The organism is Colwellia sp. PAMC 21821, from assembly GCF_002077175.1.
Lineage (GTDB): Bacteria > Pseudomonadota > Gammaproteobacteria > Enterobacterales > Alteromonadaceae > Cognaticolwellia.
In genome coordinates this window covers 3,905,023-3,929,577 of the sequence record NZ_CP014943.1, presented here as the reverse complement: position 1 = coordinate 3,929,577, position 24,555 = coordinate 3,905,023, and the positions used below count along the sequence as shown (strand labels likewise).

General features: G+C 40.6%; 14 protein-coding genes. All 14 read right to left on the bottom strand.

What is annotated here, in order from left to right; all coding sequences use genetic code 11:
* Positions 1 to 29: 29 nt before the first annotated feature.
* The 14 genes from A3Q33_RS16620 to A3Q33_RS16555 all read right to left on the bottom strand — a co-directional run bounded on the left by A3Q33_RS16620 (position 30) and on the right by A3Q33_RS16555 (position 24,538).
* A complete protein-coding gene (locus A3Q33_RS16620) occupies positions 30 to 3,728 on the bottom strand; it encodes an OmpA family protein (protein WP_081180915.1) in 3,699 nt (1,232 codons plus the stop codon).
* A 44-nt stretch (positions 3,729 to 3,772) separates the two neighbouring features.
* The gene (locus A3Q33_RS16615) at positions 3,773 to 8,464 is read right to left on the bottom strand and encodes a choice-of-anchor L domain-containing protein (RefSeq protein ID WP_081180914.1); all 4,692 of its coding nucleotides are present in this window, start codon (positions 8,462 to 8,464) and stop codon (positions 3,773 to 3,775) included.
* A gap of 1,238 nt (positions 8,465 to 9,702) precedes the next feature.
* Complete coding sequence (locus A3Q33_RS16610; protein WP_081178271.1) at positions 9,703 to 10,719, bottom strand: IS110 family RNA-guided transposase; 1,017 nt, start codon at positions 10,717 to 10,719, stop codon at positions 9,703 to 9,705.
* A 726-nt stretch (positions 10,720 to 11,445) separates the two neighbouring features.
* The gene (gene tnpC, locus A3Q33_RS16605) at positions 11,446 to 12,960 is read right to left on the bottom strand and encodes an IS66 family transposase (RefSeq protein WP_081177979.1); all 1,515 of its coding nucleotides are present in this window, start codon (positions 12,958 to 12,960) and stop codon (positions 11,446 to 11,448) included.
* A gap of 86 nt (positions 12,961 to 13,046) precedes the next feature.
* A complete protein-coding gene (gene tnpB, locus A3Q33_RS16600) occupies positions 13,047 to 13,397 on the bottom strand; it encodes an IS66 family insertion sequence element accessory protein TnpB (RefSeq protein WP_081177981.1) in 351 nt (116 codons plus the stop codon).
* Positions 13,394 to 13,705, bottom strand: coding sequence for a hypothetical protein (locus tag A3Q33_RS16595; protein WP_081177983.1), 312 nt, complete (start codon positions 13,703 to 13,705; stop codon positions 13,394 to 13,396). The genes tnpB and A3Q33_RS16595 overlap by 4 nt, the downstream gene beginning before the upstream one ends.
* 146 nt (positions 13,706 to 13,851) lie before the next feature.
* Positions 13,852 to 15,813, bottom strand: a complete 1,962-nt coding sequence (locus A3Q33_RS16590) for a cytochrome c/FTR1 family iron permease (protein WP_081180913.1) — start codon at positions 15,811 to 15,813, stop codon at positions 13,852 to 13,854.
* A gap of 104 nt (positions 15,814 to 15,917) precedes the next feature.
* Positions 15,918 to 16,283 (bottom strand): cupredoxin domain-containing protein, encoded by a 366-nt coding sequence (locus tag A3Q33_RS16585; protein ID WP_081180912.1) that lies wholly within the window; start codon positions 16,281 to 16,283, stop codon positions 15,918 to 15,920.
* A gap of 15 nt (positions 16,284 to 16,298) precedes the next feature.
* Positions 16,299 to 18,563 (bottom strand): heavy metal translocating P-type ATPase, encoded by a 2,265-nt coding sequence (locus tag A3Q33_RS16580; RefSeq protein WP_081180911.1) that lies wholly within the window; start codon positions 18,561 to 18,563, stop codon positions 16,299 to 16,301.
* Positions 18,556 to 19,062, bottom strand: a complete 507-nt coding sequence (locus A3Q33_RS16575) for a MerR family transcriptional regulator (RefSeq protein ID WP_081180910.1) — start codon at positions 19,060 to 19,062, stop codon at positions 18,556 to 18,558. The genes A3Q33_RS16580 and A3Q33_RS16575 overlap by 8 nt, the downstream gene beginning before the upstream one ends.
* Before the next feature lie 99 nt (positions 19,063 to 19,161).
* A complete protein-coding gene (locus A3Q33_RS16570) occupies positions 19,162 to 19,983 on the bottom strand; it encodes a formyltransferase family protein (RefSeq protein WP_081180909.1) in 822 nt (273 codons plus the stop codon).
* A 178-nt stretch (positions 19,984 to 20,161) separates the two neighbouring features.
* On the bottom strand, positions 20,162 to 20,665 hold the full coding sequence (locus A3Q33_RS16565; protein ID WP_081180908.1) for a YybH family protein: 504 nt from the start codon (positions 20,663 to 20,665) through the stop codon (positions 20,162 to 20,164).
* A gap of 25 nt (positions 20,666 to 20,690) precedes the next feature.
* On the bottom strand, positions 20,691 to 21,176 hold the full coding sequence (locus A3Q33_RS16560; RefSeq protein ID WP_081180907.1) for a YybH family protein: 486 nt from the start codon (positions 21,174 to 21,176) through the stop codon (positions 20,691 to 20,693).
* Positions 21,177 to 21,394: 218 nt separating this feature from the next.
* Entirely contained in the window at positions 21,395 to 24,538 is a 3,144-nt protein-coding gene (locus tag A3Q33_RS16555) for an efflux RND transporter permease subunit (RefSeq protein WP_081180906.1), read from the bottom strand.
* Positions 24,539 to 24,555: the final 17 nt, after the last annotated feature.

The window sequence follows — 24,555 nt, the reverse complement described above, 5'->3', positions numbered from 1 at the left end:
TGCTACAACACTCAATAACTCGAGCTTACTTAATAACCTTCAATCGTAATTTCAACTCTACGATTATTATATCGCCCTGCTTCTGTTCTGTTCGTATCCACAGGTTTAAGTTCGCCATGACCTATTACCGTAAAAGCCGACTCAGGTATATTAGTCCCTTTTATTAATGCATTAGCTAAGGTTTGAGCGCGTGATACTGAAAGCGGTTGATTTGCTGTTTGTTTACCCCGCCAATCAGTGTGGCCTTCAAGCTTAATTTTCACATCGTTGTAAAGCTTTAATTGAGCGATAACCGTATCAACTTCTTGCTGATATTTAGCATCAATAACCGTTGAGTTATTATCAAACTGAATTGTCATCATTTTGGGTAACGGACACCCTTGCGCATTTACCTCTAAACCACTCGCTGTATCGGGACAATTATCAGCTGCATTTAAGATACCATCAGCATCTTTATCTGGATTATCTAATGGGGAAACCATAGGCATTGGTTGAGGTACAGGTTTAGATTGCTCTGTAGATTTACTAACACCTGCCAACTTACGTGACTTACCTCCGCCAAAGAATCTACTAATAGATAACCCGATGAAGAGCGCATCTTTATCATAACTGTCTACCTCAAAACGCGTCATCCAGTTATCACTAAAGCGCCATTGTATACCTGCACCAAAAACCAGTTGAATACTATTTAGCTTCTCATGATACTGCTCTAAATTACTCTTTGTATCCAACACAGACACCCCACCTCTGACGAAGGCATTCCATTCATTATCAACGGGCATGAGCCAATAACCGGCCTGAACCGCAGCACCTGAATACTCTATTTTTAAAGTATCTGTAATATTCGGGTTAGTGTTACTCAATAATGCTTCACCTAAATCGGTATAACTCAGCTCAGCAAACCAGTGTTCGCTAAATGTATAGCCACCGTAGAGCTTAAAGCCGGTATCTTTATCATCAAACGTTTCCCAGCCTGAATTGTTTTCATTAGGTTCAAGTAAAGATAAACCTAAAGCCCCGGATAAGTACCAACAATTTTCATCCTCTAGCCCCTGACAATTCTGCTCTGCTTGGCTAGAAAAACTTACCGATACTAATAAAGCTAATGCCATAAGCTGACGTTTTCTTCTGAGTACTACCATTAATAACAACCCTCCAATCATAATTAAACCACTACTACCGGTAGCTTCTAGTGTTGACTGTACCTTAAGCGACTCTTGTAAGCTGTCGTTGATACCATCATTGTTAAAGTCACCATTTTCCTTGCTATCAGGTACACCATCACCATCACTATCAAGATCTTTAAAGTTAGGTACACCATCACCATCCGTATCAAGAATGCCTTCTATTGCATCACTGATACCATCTCCATCACTGTCAAGGTCACGAAAATTAAGTAATCCGTCACCATCAAGGTCTTGCATATCTAGCGTGTTATCATCAATGCCATCACCGTTAACGTCACTACCCAACGTCTGATCAACATCGATTGCATCATCGATGCCGTCGCCATCACTGTCCTTGCCGCTTAAGGCAACCAGTAGTTGCTCTACGGTATCGCTGATCCCATCACCATCAGAGTCAACATCTAAATAGTCAGGTATACCGTCATTATCGGTATCTGCAATAGTCAAAGCATCGTCAATGCCATCTCCGTCGCTATCTAATCCACCGGTAGCATCAGCATCAAACGCGTCGTCTATTCCATCAGCATCTGAATCCATACCGGTTAGCGCAGGTCGGTTAGCTTCAAAGGCGTCAGGCAGCCCATCATTATCACTATCAACATCGAGATAATCAGGTAAGCCGTCACCATCACTATCACCTGTACCTTCTATTACATCAGCAATACCATCATTATCATCATCTCTATCGATGTGTGAAGGTATACCATCACCGTCTGGATCTGTACCTAGACTAGAGCCACGTCCTCCAGGGTTGGCATCATAGTTATCATAAATACCATCACCGTCGAGATCTTCGCTAGGATCAATCATGCCATCGTTATTTTTATCCAGTCCGGCGGCTGGTGTGCCAGCGATATCAAAAACACCATCGTTATCGCTGTCTAAGTCTCGATAATCTGGTACCCCATCAGTGTCCGTATCAACAGGTTCAGTGATTAACACACTTGGATCATCGGTAAAACCATCACCATTTTCGTCAACAACGCCAGCTTCCTTGGTATCAAATAAACCGTCGTTATCGCTATCTAGATCATGCATATCAATAACACCGTCGCCATCCGTATCGGTAAAGTTTACATTATCATCAATACCGTCGTTATTGATGTCCATACCACCGGTAAAGTCGACATCGAAGGCATCATCAATACCGTCCATATCTGCATCCAATGCGCTGACATCGGCTTCAACACCATCACTTATACCGTCATTGTCACTGTCTTGTTCTAAGTAATCGGCTTGTCCGTCTCCATCAGTATCAGTGAAGATAAGTAACGCGTCATCAATGCCATCACCATCGGCATCACGACCACCGGTTACATCAGCATCGAAGGCGTCATCGATACCATCACTGTCACTATCAACACCTCCAGTAGCATCAACATCATATTGATCAACTATACCATCAGAGTCAGAATCAACAACTTTAAGCTGTGACTCCATTACATCTGGAAGACCATCATTATCGCTATCTACATCGATATAATCGGCAATACCATCTTGGTCGGTGTCATTGAGTAAAACAGCATCATCAATCCCATCACCATTGGTGTCTACACCGCCAGTTTGATTAACATCATAGCTATCATCAATACCATCACCATCGCTATCCATACCACTAATGCCAGCTTCAAAGCCATCAACAATGCCATCGTTATCACTGTCAGAATCAAAACTATTTGGTATGCCATCCATATCATCATCACCAAGGCCTTCGACAATGTCAGGTATACCATCACCGTCTTCATCCAAGCTAGTATCTAAATAATCTGGAATGCCATCACCATCTGCATCACCTTGGCCTTCGTCAGCATCGCTAATACCATCACCGTCCGAATCTTGGTCTAAATAATCTGGAATGCCATCACCATCTGCATCACCATTTCCTTCGTCAGCATCGCTGATACCATCACCGTCCGAGTCTTGGTCTAAATAGTCTGGAATGCCATCACCATCAGAGTCACCATTACCTTCATCGACATCACTGATACCATCACCATCTGAGTCCTGGTCAATATAGTCAGGAAGGCCATCACCATCACTATCTTTTGGCACAAAGTTATCATCTATTCCATCAGCGTTAGCATCAGGCCCGCCAGTTTCATCGACATCTAGGCTGTCATCTATGCCATCACCATCAGTGTCAATTCCGCTTAAACCTGCTTCAGCACCATCGTTTAAACCGTCATTATCACTATCGGCATCTAGATGATCGACTACACCGTCACCATCAGAGTCAACGGCAAATGGGTTGGCATTATCATCCATACCATCACCATCAACGTCTACACCACCGGTTTGGTCAACATCAAATGCGTCGTCGATACCATCACCATCGCTATCAACACCACTGGCGCCTATTTCGATAACATCGGGTAGACCGTCGTTATCGCTATCTGGATCTTGGAAGTCAGGAATGCCATCGCTATCAGTATCAATAGGCGTAACTGCATCATCGATACCATCACCGTTTGCATCTATACCACCGGTTTCGTCAACATCGAAGTAATCGTCAATACCATCACCATCAGTGTCAACACCCAAGGCTCCTGACTCAACCGCATCAGAAATCCCGTCATTATCACTGTCTAGATCTTTAAAATCAGGTTTTGTGTCAGCATCACTGTTCGGGGCGTTGTATTATCATCGATACCATCACCGTTAGCGTCTGTGCCGCCAGTAATATCAATATCAAAAGCATCATCAATGCCATCCATATCAGAATCGATATTTAACGCGCCCGACTCCCAGTAATCAGGAACACCATCGCCATCACTATCTAAATCTAGGTAATCAGGTGCGGTATCGCCATCGGTATTAACAGCAACAACATTGTCATCAACACCATCACCATTAGCATCAACACCGCCGGTTTGATCAACATCAATCGCATCATCAATACCGTCATTGTCGGTATCAGTGCCGGTAGCCACAGATTCATTCGCATCTGTAATATTATCGCCATCTGAGTCAGTATCTAAATAGTCAGCTATACCGTCACCATCACTATCAGTTATGCCTGTAGAGGGGTTGTTGTCGGCATCTAAGTTAGCATCTTCATTTGCTGTTGCTATACCATCGTTATCATCATCTGGGTCAATTGCATCAATAACGCCATCGCCGTCACTGTCGGTCGGGTTATTAACATCACCCACTTCAGCCCCATCAGGAATACCGTCTTTGTCGCTATCATTACTGGTAGGATCAAGCCCAAGTGCTATTTCATCTTCATCACTGAGGCCATCATTATCTTGATCGAAAATAACCACAACTGCAGTTGCGTTGGTATCGTTACCTGTAGCATCTTGAGCAGCACCAACAAGTAGACTTATATTAACATTACCACCATTGGGTGTTACGTCCACTGTGTAAGTGTTGTTATCGATGATGGTAAAATTCGCTACTGCTGAATTACTAAATACGATATCGCTTAAATCAAAGTTCATAACATCTTCGCTAAATTCAAAGGTCAGAACAAAAGGATCCGTATTGGTGACACTCATAGGGGCATTTAAAATAGAGACTATTGGTTGGTCTTCATCTTTATCTGCTGTGAGCTGCGTCGCATTGCCTATATTGCCAAATGAATCAGTTTGGTTGCCATCAACCACAATAACACCAGTGCCATCAGCTATTGCACTTATATCGAAAGTCGCATTCCAAGTGCCATCAGGGTTACAAGTCACCGCTTGACTGCCAGGCGAAGCCCCAGCAAGCTCGACCGTGACATTCCCATCACCAATAGTACAAGTACCGGTTACAGGGTAGCTCGTTTTATTTACAATATTGCCATCTTCTAAGGCATCAATTGCAACAACAGGCAGCGTACTATCTTTATCACTTGCTTGGTTAGCTGTAGTCGTTGTGTTACCCGTCGCATCTGTTTGGCTCGCGTTAACAACAATGTTGTCTTCACCATCAGCAATCGCACTGACATCAAATGTTGCGCTCCATGTACCGTCTGGATTACACACTACACTTTGACTCGTCGGACTTGCTCCGGCTAACATCACAGCGACATTGCCATCTCCTACTGTACAGGTACCAGTGACAGGATAAGTAGCAACATTGCTGGCATTAACCTCAATTAAAGGGTCTACCGTCACTACTGGAACAGCCGTGTCTTTATCGGCCATTAATTGCACAGCATTATCGCTATTACCTGAATCATCAGTTTGATTTGCATCGGCAATAATGGTGTTGCTACCATCAGCGATTGCAGAAACATTAAAAGTCGCAGTCCAAGCGCCACCTGCAGAACAGGCTACCGCTTGTGTACTCGGTGTTGCACCAGCTATGGAAGTGGTGACGTTACCGTCATTTATCGTACATGTACCCGTTACCACATAGGCCGATGAATTACTCGCATTGGCATCATTGAGTGCGTTAATCACAACATTCGGTGACACAACATCTTTATCTGTCGTTGCTTGAGTCGCCGTTCCAGTATTACCTACCGCATCGGTTTGATTTGCATCAACTACAATTGCATTGGTTCCGTCGGCTATCGCACTTACATCAAAAGTTGCTGTCCAAGTACCGCCAGGGGAACAACTTACAGGCTGATTAGCTGGCGTTGCACCGGCAATTAACACGTTAACATTACCATCGCCAATCGAACAACTGCCACTCACGGCATAAGTGCTAGCGTTAGCGGCATTAGCATCGTTTAAGGTATTTATACTCACGGTTGGCGGCACAATATCTTTATTCGCACTTTGCTGCGTAGCATTACCGGTATTACCCGCGGTATCAGTTTGGTTTGCATCGGCTACAATAACGTTAGTGCCATCAGCAATCGCGCTAACATTAAATGCTGAAGTCCAAGTACCTGCCCCTGAACAGTTTACTGCTTGGCTTGCAGGTGTAGCGCCAGCAACAGCAACGGTAACATTACCATCGCCACTGGTACATGTACCATTTACAGGGTAGCTATTTTGATTGGCATTATTACCTACTGTTAGGGCATTAATAACAACACTCGGCACTACCACATCTTTATTTGCAGTATCATCAACCGCTGAACCATTGCCACTTAAATCATCTTGCTCAACAAATACGGTAATTACATCAGTACCATCAGTAATGGCTGTGACGTTGGTCGTTGCCGTCCACATTCCAACATTACAGGTAACTCGTTGGCGCTCTGGCGACGCACCCGGTATATATACAGATACATCCGTGCCGGCACTTTCACACATGCCAGTTACGGTATAGTTTGCCTGATTAGACGAATTTGCTGTTGACGGTACGTTCAAGGTTAAGGCTGGACCAGTAGTATCTTTATCTGCATTTTTTTGCACGGCACTACCTGAGCTATCATTGGCATCGGCAATAATTATCCCTGTGCCATCTGCGATAGAACTGACATCAAAGGTCGCTTGCCAAGTATTGTCTGCACATACTGCGGTTTTATCAGGTAAACCCGCGATTAAAACTGTTACCGGGGTATTGGCATCAACACAACTGCCATTCACTGCATAAGCAAATTGGTTTTCTGTTGTGACCTTAATTAAATTATTCAGTGTTATTGCTGATGTACTGTCTTTATCGGCTGCTTTTTGTGTTGCATTGCCTAAATTGCTATTTTTATCGGTTTGCGAGGCATTAATGATTACTTGTCCTAAGCCATTATCAATACCAGTAACGTTAAAAGTAGCGGTCCAAACACCTTCTGCATTACAAACAGGCGAGCTAGTTAGCCCTGAAGGTGTACCATCTAAATCATCTACTACAACAGTAACTACGCCGTCTCCGACAGTACACGTACCTGATATAACATAAGAGGTATCATCGGCTGCAGTAACTAAGGTTGGATCGTCAATCGTTACAACTGGTGCAGTGGCATCTGCCGCACCAGAAATAACAAAACCATAATCCTCAACTTCACCAGAGGTAAAACTGCCACCAAAATCGCCAGAAGTTAAAGGTGTATTAGAAATACGAATACGCGCAAAACTATTACCAATTTGAGTGCCTGCTGGGATCATATTCCATGTAATGGTAATATCTTCTTCGTAAGTGCCTGCGGCAATTTCATCTGCGGCTTCATTAACAACAGTGCCCGCGTCTGATATCTGGTTGGTAAACTCATCAGCTTCAAATGAGCCATTGCCATCAAAATCTATCCAAGCACCAATATAAGCAGGTTGACCATTAAAGGAAGTTACATTGGCTGTTATAGCATAGGTGGTATCGGTGTCGTCTAACTGAGGGAAAGTAGTAATACCATCATCAACATCATCTCTTGCTGTGCCACTACTGTCATCAAAACCATCACGAAAGCCATCAACATCACCACTAGGCTGAGTACCTAAATGCACACCTTCAACAATAGTATGGCTTGGTCCAGATGAAGATAATAGCGTTTGATAAGAATCTGGTGCATCACCTAAGTCACCACCGGGCTCTGCACGTAAACTTTTTGCTCTAAAGAAGGCCCAAGAATCTAAACCTTCATCGCCATCATCTGAGATACCGACAACTACATTAACAGCTTGATTAGGTGTTACTGCTGCGCGACAACTCACTCTTTTGGTAAAACCGTCCATTTGGGTGGCAAAGTTTGCCGTGCTCGCCTCATTGCCGTTATCGTTAAGGCCTGGATCATTGTTTATATATAACTCTGGATTCTCGGATGGCAGTGTCTGGGTTCTAAATTCACCTTGGTACTCGCTTGACCGATTGACCGTATTAATACTAAACACTTGATTATCTGGCGTTAACGCACAATTTGTTCCACCAACTAAAATTTGAAGTTTGTCATTAAAACCTGAGTTTACATATTCATTATATTCATCTGAGCCAAAAACAAAGTCTAATATCAAGGTATCGAATGTTGGCAAAACTGTAAATGTTAACTTTGCGTGATCATACCCAGACCCTAAATCTGGATCGTCTGTTGGAGAACCAAATGGCTCTGAAGGAGCAATAGCATAGCCTTGGTTATCTAAGTCATTACTACCCCCAGTTGCCACAACAGGCTCTACCGAGCCTGTACTGAGAATAACACCACTGGAGAAATCATTAGCGCCTGTTGGGTCTAATAAAAAGCCAAAGTTATCAAACACCCCTACCTGAGTATCACCTCCTGAAAATACGGGGTTGGTAATAGTTAAACCGTTTCCGGAAAGCCTATTAACAAGATCTGCGGTGGTAACTGTTGTGCCATCTCTTTGAGATACTGTTTCACCTTTCGTGCCGACAGTTTCTGCTAGCGTTACACCAGAATTGAATGATAATGCTAGCAGTACCGAAACCAATACCTTTGACTTTTGCATATAAACCTACCTAATGATTCACCCTAAAATTCCTGTATTGACTTGAAATTTAGGATTATTGAAAATATTAAAAAGCCCACTAGGGACTAATATAAACAGAGTTAATAACTGATTCTCAAATCATAAAATATGATCATGTTGATATAATGTCCCACTCACGCGCTTGTGACGGAGTAGTACAATACTAGATGGAATTCGCGTAAAAGCGGAAACGGCCAAGCTAAGTAATATATTTAATTTACGGGGAACTAAATTTAACGGTGAGGAACTTTTAACTAATATTGGACTCATGACTACTCCTGTGAATCATCCAGAATACTTATTTCTACAAATATAAAATTAATACTAGTAAAGGATTTTGAAATAACAAATTAAATTTTGAATTAATTAAAGATTCTATATTTACCTTTAATTCAATTGGTTATATTTCATACTCTGCGTTCAAAAGCGTAAGCATAAAATAACTTATTGGAAATAAAATACTGATGCACTGGCACGTTAAAATGGTGAAGTCAGGCAATGAGTTATTACTAAGATATGTTGGGCTATGCAGGTTAACTTTGGACGATTCTAAAGTAATTTTTAAATGGCGATTTTATCAGAAAATAAAACGGCAGTAGTATTTTCGAAATAGCTTTAATTGAGCTAAAATGGCTTTAGTTGTGCAAGAGTGGAAAGCGTTTTATGCCTTACGCTGGCTTATGTTTAATAAGCCTTGTTTAGTCAGCAGTTGCTTATGTTTGGATGAAACTCCCTGTATAATTTTATCAAGGAACCATTGATAACGAACAACTGATTTAAGCGTTCATTTATAATTCTGCGAATGGTTTTATTAATCAGGTTGTTATACCAAATGTAATAAGTTATTGACCAATTTTAAGCGAGGATAAATTGTTCAAGAATACATGTTTATTGTTCCAGACTAAACATAAGTACCTGCATATATGGACCCACTCCGTTTGCAAGACATTTAATCGTTATGTAAGAGAAAATCATTGCTCTCATATATCCGGCCTGTTTATGAAGGATTTTTACCTTCTGGCCCCGATGGTTGTTTGCGCTCACACTCCTCATCATCCCTCCGGCTTTTTATTAGCCAATGCAGGTACCAGGTTTTGTGCAAGCCAGTCTGACTATCTTACCATCCGATTAATTTATCTTTTGCAACTGAAGTAAAAGGGTTTTACTGTTATCTCATCACTGAAACCAATCTAACTTGCTTCAGTTTTGAGCTTTATTTATATAGCCGGGCGATAACTTTCCCCCTTCGCCATTATTACCCAAGCCATTCTTGCTATTTTATTCGCCACAGCAACGCATGCTTTGTTGTGTCCTCGTCGGGATTTTAACGCTTGTGCCCACAAACTAAATCGGTCAGTTTTGTTTTCACTGTGCCTTAATACTGCCCGGGCCCCGTGGATGTATAGTGTTCTTAAATAACTATTACCGCGTTTACTTATACCGAGTAAGGTGGCCTTTCCACCCGTTGAATGCTGCCCAGGAACAAGCCCAAGCCATGCCGAAAAATGTCGACCATTTACAAAGTCTTTTCCATCTCCTGCAGCTGCATAAGTAGCGCTAGCTGTGATTGCTCCAATACCTAATATTTCATCTAAGCGAACACATATTTCATTTTCTTTATTCATCGTGTTTAAGCGAACTTCACACGCTTTAAACTTCACTTCTGTGACTTGAAATTCAAGCCATAACTCATTAAATATCTCCCGACTTAAATACGTTAACTCATTTGTCGCATCCTCTAAAATATCCGGCAGTTCATTGCGAATTGCAGAAATACCTTTATTGATGACAATGCCATATTCTCCTAACAAGCCTCGTACCTGACTTGCTAATGCTTTACGTTCTTTCTTTATGCGTTCACGTTGTCGATGGAAGTTTTGAATATCTTGTTGTTCTATCGATTTAATTGGCACAAACCTCATGGTCGGGCGTTGCGCTGCCTCTGCAATACCTTCGGCATCGTTATAATCATTTTTATTGCCTTTAACGAAGGGTTTTACATATTGAGGCGCAATAAGTTTTACTTGGTGCCCCAATTCAATAAATTTTCTAGCCCAGTAGTTCGCACTGCCACAAGCTTCCATTACAATTAGGCAAGGCTCTAATGTTGCCATGAAACTCAACACTTGTTTTCTTCTTAATTGTTTCTTTTTTACAAATCGCCCATTTTTATTCACAGCGAACATGTGAAAAATTGATTTTGCAATGTCTAAACCGATTGTAGTAATCTTCATGTTGATCCACTCCGCTTTTATAAATGATTGTTATCACTTTCATTTTGGCCCTAAAGAGGCCTGAAATAAAGTTGGAGTGGGTCCATACCATTATCCCTGCAGGCAAGGCGTTTGATTGATTAGGGCATGGATGCCCGTAAGTAGAACAATGCAGGAGCAATTGTCGAGTAATAGTGGGCGTGTGTGATTGAAAACAACGCAGTTATTGACGATTTAAACCGCCTTAAAATGATCGATTATTTATTTCAATTGGTATTAGTGAACAATATTTTTTGTATAAATCATGTTGTATCACATGGAGTTGAAACAAGTAAAATTAAAATACAGAACAGCATATACTATTAGACAACCCCACCAAAAACATAGATTAGCTACATAATTTAGCTAATATTTTCGCTGGTAATTTCGCTATACACTTTTATCAAACCGCACCTGGGCTAAATATTAATAGGCACTAGATGAATGTTGCTGGATGAATAGCAACTAGAGGAATAAATAATTAAGTGTGAGCGTCGGCTAATGAACACCTTGAATTTAAATCGTACTCAGGTTTGCATTATATTTATATTCTTCTAGTATTGTTGGTGTTGGCAACAACACCAAGCAGGATGCTGGGTTATGGATACTTCAGGATGAAGTGCGGTGGCATGGAGCCACTACAAGGACGAATAAAACAGGGAGTGTTGATCATGGATGATTTCCTCTGTTTTCCCCCACAAACTTTCTCTACACTTTATTAAGTTTTACGTTCCAAGGTAATAATGCGTTAATGTCGAGTGTTGAGTTGGTTAATTGCTCAAGGCAATGCATGAGATAATCAAACGGGACTAAATCATTCGCTTTTGCTGTTTCTATCATCGAGTAAAGCATCGCACTGGTGTTTGCGCCATTCGCGGTGTTTGAGAATAACCAGTTTTTTCGACCAATCACAAACGGTTTCACGGCACGCTCTGCACGGTTATTGTCGATACTTAGCTCACCATTTTCAATATAACGACTGAGTTTATGGCGTTGATTTTTACAGTATTGAATAGCCTTACCTAAGGCTGTTTTGGGTGGCACGTTGGCTTTTTCTAACCATTGATAAAACTGTACGAGTATAGGCTTAGCTTTTTCCTGGCGCTGTTGATACTTTTCCTGCGCCGTTTTATCTTTTATTTGTGTTTCTAATCGATACAGCTTTTGAATATGGCTCAGCGCCATATTCGCCTTACCTGTTTTTCCTTTTGGTTGTGCGATGTCTGCTTCTTTAAATTTTCGACGCGCGTGTGCCCAACACCCCGCGAGGGTTGCTTGCGTTTTTTCATAACCCGCATAGCCATCCACTTGCAAATAGCCCGTATATCCATTGAGATAATCAACCGGACATTGCCCCGCACGACTAGATTGATAATCAAAAAGCACAATATTAGGCACATCACTGTGCACAGGCGTATCACTGCCCGTGCAGTAGAGCCACATATAGCACTTAGCTTTATCTTCATTAATCACGTTAAGCGTGGTTTCATCCGCTTGAATAACATATTGCTGTAAGAGCGTTTTCTTTAACTGTTCATAAAGCGGCTTAAATAGTTCGCTGCATTTCATCATCCACTCGCTCATCGTCTGCCGGCTTAATGCAATACCGTATTGCTTAAACAAGCTTTCTTGGCGATAAAGCGGCAATGCATATTGATATTTACTGGTGATGATTTGACTTAACAATGACGGCGTTGCAAACCCTTTAGGTATTGGGCTGAGAGGGACACGTGCACTTTTAACGTGCGTGCTAACACCTTCTTTTTCACATGTTCGACAACTGTATTTGAGTCGTACATGCTCAATCACTTTAACTTTTGCCGGAATAAACTCAAGCTTCTCACTGCGCGATTCACCCATAGGATGCAATGACTCACCACAGCAGTCACAGGTCTTTTCTGTGTCGCTTAAATCATGAATTATAATTTCACGCTCAAGCGTTTTAGGGAGCTTTTGTCTCACCGGTTTTTTCTTAACAACTGCAGGGGTTGACTCAACCGTTGCTAAAACCTCATCAAGGACGACTTCGACTTCATTAAACAAATCACCTTGTGCAGGATGACCTTCACTTCGCACACCAAAGCGTTGCTGTTGAGCAAGGCGGAACTGCTCCTCCAGAAACTGCAATCTCGCGGCCTGGTTAGCTGATTGCTTACGCTCAGCCAACAGCATCGCTTTGAGCTGTTCAATGTTATTGGGTAAGGATTGCGCGTCATCATTCATGGACTTATTTTATCAATAAATCACACTAACTTGTTGGCTTTATTAAGATTATTTCGTGATCAATAAATGCTGCTTATGATCACATGTTATAAGGCAACCGTGTCATAACGAATAGCTTGATGTCCCAGCACATCAAAGCCGTTAAACAGCCAATGCAATTGCTGCTCAGATAAATCAAGTGATGTTGAAGTAAGTTTATTGGGCCATTTAAACTTGTCTTTTTCAAGCCGTTTATACCACAAAGCAAAACCGGTTTTATCCCAATACAACACCTTAAGTTTATCTCGCCCTTTATTGCAAAACACAAAGACGCTGCCGGTTAGCGGTGATACTTGCATTTGTTGTTCAACAATCATGACTAAGCCATTGATAGATTTTCTAAAATCAACGACGTTACGATAAAGATAGACCTCTGGCACATCAACAAACATTTTCATTGGGATAACCCGCTAAGTAACTTATCCATAATGGCCTGTGATGTACTACAAAGTAGCGGTAAATCAGCAAGTGGCATGATGAGTTTTATGTTTTGCATGAGCTGATTTATCAGCTGTATCGTGTGAAGGGAAATAATGTGGCCTTGGATGACGCTGCCTTCATCACGTTGTGTGAGGTCCATTTCGCTGTGCGTACAAAGGGATGCCTGATGTAAGTAAGTCAAGCGATTACATGGCGGTTTAGCTAAACCAAAGGTGTTTGTTTTATCAACGGGGTACTGGCAATCATTAAATACTTTGTGTGTCATAAGTTACTCCAAAATTAAATTGAAACAACTGTAAGGTGAAAAGCGACTAAATATAATGTGCTATTGGGCAGACGCTCACAATTAAGTAACTGATTAATATTATTTAATCAGTTACTTAACCATAAAATAGCAAATAAGCGCTATTTTTACTTAACCATTACAGATTTTTGCTTGCTCGATATGCGGTAAAAAGCAAAAGACAAAATAACCGCGATTTGGGCAAGTGCACCCTGCCAAGTAGAACCAACACCAATCCATGGCAAATCAACATGAACCGGTAAAGCAGAAATACTGATTACGGCGGCTTCTTGTAAAGCGGTTATTGCTTTGCCCATTAAAATAAAGGCTAACGCGAGTAATAAATAAGTCGTCATAGAGAAAAAACGCGCAATCGGCAGTTTAATCGAATATTTTAAAATAGCCCAAGCGACTATCGCTAAAATAACTACCCCAGCCATAAAGCCTGTAATAGCAGCTGAATATTGACCCGTTGATGCTTGTGTTAATAGTGATTGGTAAAACAAAACAGTTTCAAATACTTCACGATATACCGCAATAAATGAAAGCAAGGTCAGCCCCCATAATGTACCAGAGCGTAATTGCGTATTAATGTGTTTTTGAATGTAAGTCTGCCACTGCTCAGCATTAGTTTTACTGTGCATCCATATACCAACATATAACAGCATAATTGCGGCTAATAAAGCGGCAACCCCTTCCATCACCTCACGACTTGCGCCACTAATGTCGATAATAGATTGCGCAACGGCCCAAGTAGCCACGCCAGCTAATAATGCTAACAACCACCCCATATGGACATATTTAAGGGCATCTTGTCGATTGGTTCTAATCAGTACTGTCATTAGGGCAATTACAACTAATAACGCTTCAAGTCCTTCGCGTAGCAAAATGACTAAACTTGCGGTAAATAATGCACCACTTGATAAAGCAGCGCCCGTTAATAATTGTTCGGCTTCATCTAGCTGATTAAATATTTCTGCTGATAATTGCGATAATTGCACTTCTTCGCCAGCAACATTAATCACTTGCCTTAGATTGATCAGGTTAACTTCAATACGTTTTCGTAACGCTTCATCTCTAGCGTCTAAGCTATTTTCTATTAATTCAAAACCATCAAGATAAGCACTAACCGCAAGCGTATTGGCTTTTTCATAATCTTGCTTATGATAGGCATCTAAAGCCGCACTTAATTGGCTTTTTGCGGTATTTACCGGGCTTTGTTGTTTGTTAAATAATAATGTTGGGGTAGCTCTATAGGTTTCAATAAAATCAGCATCTATATTGGCATCACCATTAAGCAATTGTGTTGGATTAAAGTTAATCCAATTTTGTAAATCAATATCTTTAGGTCGTTCGGCTGCACTATTTGGTGATTTAAAAGCAAGGCCACCGACATAAAAGGCTAATGACCAACGCTGCTGTTCTTTTAACTGCGTAAATGCGGGCATAGCCGTATCATCTAAGCCATTAGAGATAGCGTCGAACAAGCCTAATAATGATCGATTAATTGCACGTTCTTTATCGGTAAAATTTGTTGGCTCTGGCGTTAACCCCTGTGCTAAAACACCGTCACCTTTACCCATAGCGCCGTGACAACTTGAACAGTTTTCTTGAAATAGTGCTTGGGTATTTTGTGCTGACAATAAACGTGTTGGTAAAAGTGACTCGGGTAAAATAGCTAATAGCTGACCACGAATTTCAGCACTTATTTGACGTATACTACTCACTGACGACTTGTCTTTAATCGCCTGTTCCAACGCGACTGATTGACGATATATTGCCGCTTTTTGATCTGGGCCAACTTGACTAGAAACCCTGTCAATAATGATGGCTGAGAACTCAAGCATTTCTTGATATTCACCCGCATCAACTACCTGGCCATTTTCTACTGCTGCAGCATAGTCAACACCAATATATTCTGCCAATTGGGCTAATTGCCTTAGCTGAGCTGTGTCATTAGTCTGCGCGAAAACCTGTTGAGAAAACAAAGTAAACGACAGAAAAATTACTGTGAATATGCTGAGTAGTTTTTGTTGAGCTTTTACAGAAAAGCTATATGGACAACAAAAGTGGGTAGCGCTTTTATTCATGTTAAATAACCTTAACAACATTGCGTAATGATAACTATTATCAATTGTAAGCTATCTTATTAGTAATGTAATTAATTAAATTCAACTAATTTATGACCCTGGTCTTATTTAACAACAACCTTACCGCTATACATTTTCATTTGACAGTGAAAGGCATACTCACCTTTTTTCATCGCGGGTAATTGCACTGAAAACTCTTTGTTTATCGGTAAATCTGCACTTATTTCTAAGTCAGGAAATATCACAGTCGCCGCGCAAGGACTTTCATCTTTGCGAATGAATTTAATCTTCAGTGGTTTATTCTCAAGCAATGAAATATATGCCGGTTGATATGTACCATTTTCAACGAAGACCGTTATTTCACTTTTGTCAGTTTCATCACTCACTTGAGTCGATTGTGGTTTATATATCCAGAACCACCAAATAATTAAAACAATTAAACCTAAACCCATTACATTGATTAATAACATATTGAACTCCTCTTATTAATGATCTTGTGGTTTGAACAAGCGTAAGCGATTGGCATTGCTCACCACGGTTAAAGATGAAAATGCCATTGCAGCACCAGCAACAACCGGGTTTAACATCAGACCAAACAATGGATATAAAATGCCAGCGGCAAAAGGTATACCTGCCACGTTATAAATAAAGGCGCCAAATAAGTTTTGTTTTATATTACGCAATGTCGCTTTACTCACCGCAATAGCATCGGCCAAACCATGTAATGAACCTCGCATTAACGTAATGTCGGCACTTTCGATAGCAACGTCAGTACCTGTTCCAATGGCAAAACCAACATTAGCTAGCGCTAAAGCCGGCGCATCATTAATACCGTCGCCTGTCATACCAACAATTTCACCTTGTGCTTGCAGCTCGGCAACCTTATTAGATTTTTCTTGGGGCAGTACGTCAGCAAAAACTTCTTTAATACCAACCTGTTTTGCCACAGCATTTGCCGTCGCTCGGTTATCACCAGTAAGCATAACAACACGAATACCAATTGCTTGAAGCCTTTTAATCGCGGCAATTGAATCTTTTTTAATGGGATCAGAGACGGCGATAATTGCCGCGAGTTTATTATCTATCGCTAAATACATAGGGGTTTTAGCTTTATAGGCAAGTTGTTGTGCTTTAGTAACAAAACCGTTTAACGCAATACCATTTTTTAACATCAGCTTTTGGTTACCAAACAGGATGTTCTGACCGTTTAAGTTGGCTGCTACACCATGACCGGCAATAGCTTGAAAGTCCGTTGTATTTTCAATTGCAATGTTTTGTTCAGTAGCTGAATCAACAATAGCTTGAGCAAGCGGATGTTCTGAACCGCTTTCAATACTACTGGCAACAGTTAAGATATATTGCTCTGTGTAGCTTTCGTCGGCAACAATGATATCTGTTACTTTCGGCGCACCCTCAGTAATTGTGCCTGTTTTATCTAAAATCATGGCGGTAATTTTTGAAGCGCTTTGTAAAGCTTCACCATTACGGATCAACACCCCTGCTTCAGCCGCTTTACCTACTCCCACCATTACAGACATAGGCGTTGCTAAACCAAGCGCACACGGACAAGCAATTATCAACACAGTTGTCGCTGAAACAACGGCAAAAGCGAGTACAGGATCAGGACCAAAATTAAGCCACACTAATGCGCTTACAATTGAAATAATCATCACAACTGGCACAAAATAAGCTGAAATAATGTCAGCTAAACGACCAATAGGCGGCTTAGAATTTTGTGCTCTTTTAACCATGTTAATAATTTGCGCTATCGCGGTGTCTTTGCCGACGCGAGTAGCTTTAAATAAAATTGAACCTGACTTATTTAACGTGCCCGCAACAATTTCATCACCTTGTGCTTTTACAACAGGCATTGGTTCACCTGTTAACATCGACTCATCAATTGAGGTATTACCTTGCGTTACAACACCGTCGACTGGCACTTTTTCACCTGGTCTTACGCGTACTATGTCGTTAAGTAATACTTGCTCAATAGCGATATCAATTTCTTTATTGTCACGCACAACCCGGGCAGTTTTAGCTTGTAGACCAATTAAACGCTTTATGGCTTCACTGGTTTTCCCTCTTGCTTTGACCTCAAGCGCTAAGCCTAAGTTGATTAAACCGATAATCATGGCTGTCGCTTCAAAATATACATGTCGCGCCATTTCTGGCAACGCCATAGGAAAGAACACTACTATCATGGAATAAATCCAAGCGGTGCCTGTACCTAATGCAATTAAGGTATCCATGTTTGCTGTGTGATTAACCAAGGACTTCCATGCGCCAATGTAAAAATGTTTACCTGCAAAATACATAATGGCGGCACATAATATGCCAATAAATAACCAAACACCGCGCTCTAACGATGTTTCAACGGTCATCGGGCCGCCAAAAAGGCTATATATCATTAAGGGTATACCTAAGCCTAAAGCAATCCACATTTGCTTCATTAAACTGCTGTAGTATTTTTGATCAGCAACTTCTTTCTCATCAAGTAATTCATCATCGCTACTGTCACTGGCACTTCTTGCGTTGTAACCAATAGTTTCAATCGCCTTGATCAGCACTTCTACGGCAACATCGCCACTGATTGTGACTGTGCGTAAAGCAAAGTTCATTTCAGCATTGTCTACGCCATTAATATTTTTTAACGCTGTTTCAATTTTACCAACGCAACTTGCACAACCCGCACCTTCAATAATCAACTCTTGAGTATTATCGCTGGGCTTGTTGCCGGTTAATTTATTCATCTTTATCTCCTCGGTTCATTTGATCTGCGCTACCGTATTGACTATCACCTTTATTTTCGACTATATTCTCGCCCATATTCTGGACTATATTCTCGTCACCACTATCACCTTCAATGAGGTGACAAATCATGTGCCCTGTAGGTGCTTTATCAGGTTTATTTTGCCAATCTTTAATAGCGCTTCTTAACTTTTCACGTAATAGTAGTGCTGCTTGAAACTGCTTTTCGGTTTCCGCTAAATGATGTTCAATCGTTTCTCTAACCAAAGGGCATGGTGCATGTCCTTTATCAGATTCAATCAAAATATTTTTTATTTCTGCTACTGAAAAGTTTAATTGCCTAGCACTTAATATGAAATTAAGTCTGTTCTGAGCACTTTTACCATAAATTTTATAACCATTATCAGGATTTTTTCTGGGTGTAATAAACTCAATTTTAGTGTAATAACGCACTGTATCTGGCGTTGTATTCAGCGCATTAGCTAATTCGGTTACTCTCATGACATAAATCCTCTTTTCGATAATGCAAAAATTGTTTATTAATACCTAAGCTCACTTTACACCTAGGTCTAAGACACAGGTCAAGTGAATAAAGTAATTTCAGCCCGAAGGCATCAAAGACAGTGATGACTTATGTATACAAACAATGCCATCTGAAGCATGAACAGCCAGTAAACTGTCATTTTCAAACGCGACATGCCCAGCCTTTGAAGTATGCTGATAATCGATTGTTTCTATATGAGAGGTCACCCATAAATCTTGCTCTAATTTTACAATCAACCCTATATGACCAAAGAATTTTATTTGTTTTTCGATATCTTTAATGGATGAATTCCAATCCAAAACTCGCTCTGACACATCAATTCTGGGCCAATAAGAGTAATTAACTTGCGGACGCGCAGACTGATACCATTTGTCAATATCCTCAAAAAAACACTGCAATAGCTTTGCAGATTCAAGATGCATTTTTATCATTAACGTCGTAAAACTTTCATTAATCGATTGCGGGACTTTGGCCTGTAAAATTATATCTCCAGAGTCAAAGTCTTCAGTTATTTTATGTATTGTGATCCCTGAAAACTCAGGCATTTTTATAAGGTAAGATAAAGACGACGGTCCCCTACCTTCGGGCAATAATGTTGGGTGTATATTTAAAGCATATTTCACCTGAGTAACAGGGACTAAATAAGAATATTCAGCCACAATAAACATTTGTGCACCCAGTGTAATTAATTGGTTTAACTCACTTAAGCTAGGCTTATGACTATGTAAAGGAATACAATTGTTCTCACACAACTTATCAATAATAGATGAGTCGTATGAGAAGCTATTTTTATATACTCTGAGTATTTGATGACCTTCATCAATCAAATATTTTAAGCATGAGGAGAATAAGTTATTCCCAAAATAAACAATTTTCATAAGTTACTTATATCGCACTTTAAATTAAATAAGCCTGAAGAATATAGCTAAATAATGTAGATATAAGAGTGTTTAAAGTCATATCTACAAATAAAATGTTAGGTTGAACTTTAAAAAAGTAAAGCGGCTAAAATTAATACTCAACCGCTATATGTGTCTCTGGAAAAGTCTACAAGCATTAATGCTTATGGACTTTTTTGGGCTTGTAATCACGACTTGATGAATGGCTGTGAACTACCTTCCAAAAACCATCAATTTTTCTCAACAGAAATGTTTGGTAACCACTTTTGTCGAATACTTTACCACTTTTATTAACCTTACCTTTAACACGCGTATCGGCAATTACCCATGCAAAATTTTTGGCTTCACCTTCAAAGTGAACTTCAATTTCACTAAAATCTAGCGTTAAGTACTCTAATGCATCTTTTTCTGGTTCAACATGGTGCTCAACTAAAGAGTTTAATCCCGCATTTTGACCACCACTCTCAACATATCGAGCACCTTTAACATCAAGAAAGTTTTCTCTAAAAGGTGTGCCATCACCGTTTTCCCAACCATATTTAATGCTGCTGATGATATCGACGATCGCCTTTTCATCCTTATTATCATGGTTTTCATCACCATGAGCTATTGAGAAAAAACTTACCATTAGCACTAAGATTGCCGTAATATATTTATTCATTTTTTTATCCTATTAATAAGTAAACTTAATTTGACCAATGAATATGAACAATTTTCCATTTTCCTGCTTCTTTTTGTAGCACCATGGTTTCCATACCTTCATTATTAATGCTTTTACCTTTGTATTGACCCGTAGATTTACTTTTCGACATAGCGTAAGCAATATCACCCATAACTTTGATATTATAATCGACTACTTCGGTGTTAATTTCTGCCAGATATTTCATATCTGAAAGCATATGATGCTGGGCATATTCATCAGCTGATTTTTCTATACCTCCACCTTCAAAAATCAATACATCGTCAGCTAATAGCGCTCTAGCTGTTAGTTTGTCGCCTGATTTTAGCGCTTGATGAAATTGAGTAATGACCTTACCCGCTGCAGTTTCTTTTGCAGAAAATTTGGCTTCAGTTTTAACTGAATTTTTCTCGTTATTATGAGCGTGTAAGTTAAAGCTCATTGATATATTCAACAGTAAAGTCGCTATTAAAATACTTTTAATTATCTTCATATTTGTCTCTTTTATAATATTTATAGTTAATATTCGTTGTTAATATTTATAGCTAATTTTTATAGCTGATATTTATAGCTACTTATTCTGCTACTTTTCTAAAGTCAGCTTTTACACTTTATGTCTGCATCAGTAGATATGTGCATAGTATTGAGCGCTCATCGATAAAATTTGCGCTCAAGTTAGTCCTTAAATCATGCCCACAGTTAAGTGAGAGTTTAGTTAAGTTCTTTTATCGATGACGAACGCCATAAATAAAATAATGCCGGTAAAACTAGCAAAGTTAATATCACCGCGCTCATCATGCCCCCAACCATAGGGGCTGCAATGCGGCTCATGACTTCAGAACCTGTACCCGTGCCATATAAAATAGGCAGCAAACCAACAATGATTGCTGCTGCTGTCATCATCACCGGGCGCACACGCATACCCGCACCATGTAGTACGGCCTGAAATAAGTCTTCTTTGGTGGTGGCAATAGCTTTTAAGCGATGTTCATCTAGCATGGCGTTATAAGCTTGGTTTAAATACACCAGCATAATAACGCCAATTTCTACCGCCACGCCTGCCAGTGCAATAAAACCAACCCCCACCGCCACTGAGAAGTTAAAGCCTTCTAAATACATTAACCAAATACTACCCACCATCGCTAGCGGCAGAGTACCCATGATCATCGCCACTTCAATAACATTTCGAAAGTTAAGGTAAAGTAAAATGACGATAATAAATAAGGTTAATGGCACTACATAGGCGAGTTTCACTTTTGCGCGCTGCATATATTCGTATTGGCCGGCCCAAGTAACTGAGTAACCTGCCGGTAGCACTAATTGCTCTGTTACCACTTTCTGGGCGGCTTCAACATAATTGCCAACATCTACACCTTCAATATCAACAAAAGCCCAACCATTTAAACGAGCATTTTCAGACTTAATACCTGGAGGACCATCTTCTATATATATATGAGCAACATCACCTAAGGCAATACGTTGGCCATTTGGCGTAACTATGGGTAGTAATGATAACTGCTCCGGAGAGTCACGATAGTCTTGTGGGTAGCGCACGTTGACCGGATAACGCTCTAAACGCTCAACGGTTTGCGTGACATTCATACCGCCAACAGCAGTTGCCACTACTTGTTGAATTTCAGCGATATTCAAACCATAACGAGCTGCTTTCGCCCGCTGAATGTCCACTTTGATATAGCGACCACCCGCCACACGTTCTGAATAAACTGATGCTGTACCAGGTACGTCTTTTAATATCACTTCTAACTGTTGACCAATATCTTGAATAACCGATAAATCAGGCCCCGCTACTTTTATGCCAACGGGGGTTTTTATCCCTGTAGCTAGCATATCAATGCGGGTTTTTATCGGCATAACCCAAGCATTAGTCACCCCTGGGAGTTTCACCAAAGCGTCGAGTTCTTGTTTTAAGCTTTCAGGTGTTACCCCTTCGCGCCATTGGTCATGGGGCTTAAACTGAATAAAGGTTTCTATCATAGTTAAAGGTGCTGGATCGGTTGCAGTTTCAGCACGCCCAATTTTACCAAATACCGTTTTTACTTCTGGCACTGTTTTAATCAGTTTGTCCGTTTGTTGTAGCAATTGACGAGCCTGACCAATCGATATACCCGGATAGGTTGTTGGCATATACATTAGATCGCCTTCATCGAGCGGGGGTATAAACTCACTACCAATTTTATTAATGGGATATATACCAATGCCCAATACGATTAATGCTGCTAGTAATGTTATTTTAGGGAAATTCAACACAGTTTTAAGCGCTGGCATGTAGATAAAGGTCAAAAATCTATTAACCGGATTTTTATGCTCAGACAGTACTTTACCGCGAATAAAATAGCCCATTAATACCGGTACTAAGGTTATGGCTAATGCCGCAGATGCCGCCATAGCATAAGTTTTAGTAAAAGCTAGCGGGGCAAACATACGCCCTTCTTGTGCTTCTAAGGTAAATACCGGTACAAAGCTGACGGTTATAATTAATAAACTAAAGAATAATGCGGGGCCTACTTCACTGGCTGACTCAACCACTATTTGCCAGCGATTTTCATTGGTTAGTGTTTTCCCTTGAGCCGTAAGCTTTTCCATATGCTTGTGCATGTTTTCTATCATGACAATAGCACCATCGATCATCGCGCCAATCGCAATAGCAATACCGCCTAAAGACATAATATTGGCGTTAAGACCTTGTAGATGCATGATAATAAATGCCGTTAAAATTCCGACAGGTAAACTGATAATCGCCACTAAAGAAGAGCGAACATGAAATAAGAAAATAATACACACTAAGGCAACGACACCAAACTCTTCTAATAACTTAAAAGCCAAGTTATCGACAGCTCGCTCTATTAGTGCAGAACGGTCATAAACCGGCACTATTTCTACGCCGTCTGGTAGGCCTTTTTTAAGCTGTTCAAGCTTAGCTTTTACGCCGTTGATCACTTGCTGAGCGTTTTCACCAAAACGCATAACAACAATACCACCAACCGTTTCGCCTTCACCATTAAGCTCAGCAATACCCCTGCGCATTTGCGGGCCAGTACCAATATCTGCCACATCTTTTAACAGTAACGGCGTACCATTTTGGTTTACACCCAGAGGAATATTTTGTAGATCGTCAACACCGGTTATATAGCCTGTGGCTCTGACCATATATTCTGCTTCAGCCATTTCAACCACTGAAGCACCAATTTCTTGATTACCTTGTTTAATGGCAGTTTGGATAAGTGAAAGTGGAATACCATAGGCACGAAGTTTTTCTGGATCAACCTTCACTTGATATTGCTTAACCATGCCGCCGAGCGCAGCAACTTCAGATACCCCAGGGACAGTTTGTAACTCAAATTTTAAAAACCAGTCTTGAATACTGCGCAATTGGCTCAAATCATGTTGGCCTGTGGTATCAGTAAGCGCATATAAATATACCCAACCAACCCCCGTAGCGTCAGGCCCTAATTGCGGCCGTGCATCACTGGGTAAGTTGGGCGCAACTTGGCTTAAATATTCAAGTACCCGAGAACGTGCCCAGTAAAGGTCGGTATCTTCATCGAAAATAACGTAAACATAGGAATCGCCAAAGAATGAAAAACCGCGCACGGTAACAGCGCCGGGCACTGACAACATGGCAGTGGTTAGCGGGTAAGTTACTTGGTCTTCAACTACTTGTGGCGCTTGGCCTGGGTAGCTTGTTTTAATTATTACTTGCACGTCTGAAAGATCAGGTAGTGCATCAATCGGGGTTTTACTCACTGAGTATAAACCCGCACCAACAAGCAGCATGGTTGCTAGCAAAACAAAGAAACGGTTACCAATCGACCAACGAATAATAGCAGTAATCATATTTTATTTACTCCTAA